The sequence below is a fragment of the Eudoraea sp. genome, assembly GCF_049669105.1.
Lineage (GTDB): Bacteria > Bacteroidota > Bacteroidia > Flavobacteriales > Flavobacteriaceae > Eudoraea.
In genome coordinates this window covers 1-2,858 of record NZ_JBATKE010000139.1, presented here as the reverse complement: position 1 = coordinate 2,858, position 2,858 = coordinate 1, and the positions used below count along the sequence as shown (strand labels likewise).

Genomic DNA, 2,858 nt, shown 5'->3' with positions numbered 1-2,858 from the left:
GTATAATAGCGGCAGAACTAGATAGTATAGAGGGTACGGGTAAAGAAGGCAGGGTTACCAAAAATGATATTTTGGCCTATATAAAAAATGGGAAGCCCGAAATTACTGAGGTTCCTAAACCGGTTGTGGAGCCTGTCAGGGCGCCTGAACCTGTAAAGCAGGAAACGACTGTTAGTGCAGAGCCACATCAGGTCACAAGGGTACAGTCTAATGGCGAAGATGAGATTATTCCAATGACGCGGATGGGTAAGCTTATAGCCCATCATATGATAGAGAGTATCTCTACTTCAGCACACGTACAAAGTTTTATTGAAGTAGACGTTACCAAGGTAGTTGCGTGGAGGAATAAGGTTAAGGATGCTTTTCAGAAAAGTGAAGGAGAAAAGTTGACATTTACGCCTATTTTTATGGAGGCAGTTGCAAAAGCCTTAAAGAAATATCCAATGGTTAACATTTCCGTTGATGGAGAAACAGTGATAAGGAAAAAGAATATCAATATTGGAATGGCTGCTGCTTTGCCCGATGGAAATCTGATCGTACCGGTAATAAAAAATGCAGATCAGCTAAATTTGGTTGGAATGGCCAAAGTAGTTAATGATCTTGCGAACAGGGCAAGAAACAATGCATTAAAACCGGATGAAGTAAAAGACGGCACTTATACAGTTACAAACGTGGGATCTTTCGGAAGTGTTTTTGGAACTCCTATTATTAATCAGCCGCAGGTTGGGATTCTTGCTTTAGGGGCTATTCGTAAAATGCCTTCGGTAATTGAAACTGCGGAAGGTGATTTCATTGGTATTCGTAGCAAAATGTTCCTCTCGCACAGCTACGATCACAGAGTAGTAAACGGTGCTTTGGGCGGGATGTTTGTTAAGGCAGTTGCCGACTACCTCGAGGCATGGGACGTGGATAGGGAGATTTAGTCTGATTTTTGAAGATACCAGACATCAAATTTTTAGACTTTCATTTCAAGAATACGAACTTTAATGCTTTTAGATGATATGAAAATTGCATTGCCTTTGTTTAAAATCTCTTAAAAGATATGTTTTTAAGTGCTGTTTAACTTTGTATTAAAAATTATCTTTGCCTAATTATCCCACAAAAATGGAATTAAAACTCAGCAAACCCATCTGTTTTTTTGATTTGGAAACTACGGGGACAAATGTCGCCAAGGACCGAATTGTTGAAATTTCTATTCTGAAAGTTTATCCTAATGGTAATAAAGAGAGCAGGACCTGGCTGGTTAATCCTGAAATGACCATTCCTGATGAGGTGGTTGCAATTCACGGTATTTCTAATGAAAAAGTGGCCAATGAGCCTACGTTTAAAGAACTTTCCAGGGAGATTTATGCCATGATTAAGGACTGTGATCTGGGAGGTTTTAATTCTGACCGCTTTGATATTCCTTTGCTGGCGGAGGAAATGTTACGGGCCGATATAGATTTTGATCTTAAAAACATGGCTTCTATAGATGTACAGACCATCTTTCATAAGATGGAAAAACGCACCCTTGCCGCCGCTTTCAAATTTTATTGCGATAAGGATTTAACGGATGCGCATAGTGCCGAGGCCGATACCAACGCAACATATGAAGTTTTACTTTCACAGTTGGAGCGCTATCCGGAATTGGAAAATAATGTAAAGAAACTGGCAGAATTCTCTACCCATAGAAAATTTGCCGATTTTGCTGGCTTTATTAGTTTTGATGAAGACGATGAGGAAATTTTTTCCTTTGGCAAGCACAAAGGCAAAAAAGTGCTGGAAATACTGGAACAGGAGCCCGGTTATTTTGGATGGATCCTGAATGCGGATTTTCCGCTGTATACAAAAAAGATACTTACTCAGATAAAACTAAGTCAGCTGAATAATAAATTGAGCTAAAATAATCAGGAATTTGTAGATGAAAATCATTTGTATTGGTCGTAATTATGTGGATCATATAGAGGAACTGGCCAATGAAAGGCCCAAAGATCCGGTGGTATTTATCAAGCCCGATTCTGCAGTTCTTCCAAAGGAACAGGATTTTTATATCCCGGACTTCTCCAATGAAATCCATTACGAAATAGAAGTTTTGGTAAAAATTAAAAAGGTCGGTAAACATATCAATGAGAAATTTGCTCAAACCTATTATGATGAAATTGGACTTGGTATAGATTTTACAGCCAGGGATCTGCAATCCAGGTTAAAAGAAAAAGGACTTCCCTGGGAAATTTCAAAAGGTTTTGATGGTTCGGCTGTAATTGGAAAATGGGTAGATAAGAAGAATTTTAAAGACTTGAATGATCTGAATTTTTCCCTTTCCAAAAATGGAACTATTGTCCAAAAGGGGAATACAGCTTTAATGCTTTGGAATATAGATTCACTAATTTCATATGTATCTAAATTCTTTATGTTAAAAAAGGGAGATATAATTTTTACCGGAACTCCTGCCGGTGTTGGTAAAATAAGTGCAAATGATTACCTTTCGGCTACGCTTGAAGGTGAAGAGTTACTTACCGTAAATATTAAATAAATGATATACAGTTTGGATAAAATAAATGAGATGGCTGAAGGGGATGAGGATTTCATTAACTCTGTTATTTCTGTATTTCTTGAGGAAGTTCCCCAGGATCTTGAAGATCTTGAGAAGGCAATTGAAAATGGTGATTACGAAAACGTCTATAAACTGGCACATAAAATAAAGCCGAATGTGGATTTATTGGGCATGGAACAGAGCAGAATAATTGCCCTGGATATTGAAACATTGGGTAAAAACCCTGAAAACAAGGAAGAAATTGAGAAAAAATTTCCTTTACTAAAAAAGGATATTCACCAGGTAATTTCGGAACTTAAAAAAGACTTTAATTTCTGATGTTTGC

4 protein-coding genes are annotated in these 2,858 nt (G+C 37.7%); all 4 read left to right on the top strand.

Translation table 11 applies throughout. The features are described from left to right. On the top strand, positions 1-923 hold a 923-nt coding region (locus tag WBM60_RS11600), incomplete at its 5' end, for a dihydrolipoamide acetyltransferase family protein (protein ID WP_424283111.1). A gap of 181 nt (positions 924-1,104) precedes the next feature. Continuing rightward, positions 1,105-1,881: an exonuclease domain-containing protein gene (locus WBM60_RS11595; RefSeq protein ID WP_424261718.1), complete on the top strand. Its 777-nt coding sequence runs from the start codon at positions 1,105-1,107 to the stop codon at positions 1,879-1,881. A gap of 19 nt (positions 1,882-1,900) precedes the next feature. Further along, positions 1,901-2,512, top strand: a complete 612-nt coding sequence (locus WBM60_RS11590) for a fumarylacetoacetate hydrolase family protein (protein ID WP_424261720.1) — start codon at positions 1,901-1,903, stop codon at positions 2,510-2,512. Beyond that, the gene (locus WBM60_RS11585; protein WP_424283110.1) at positions 2,513-2,851 is read left to right on the top strand and encodes an Hpt domain-containing protein; all 339 of its coding nucleotides are present in this window, start codon (positions 2,513-2,515) and stop codon (positions 2,849-2,851) included. It begins immediately after the preceding gene. Positions 2,852-2,858 lie beyond the last annotated feature (7 nt).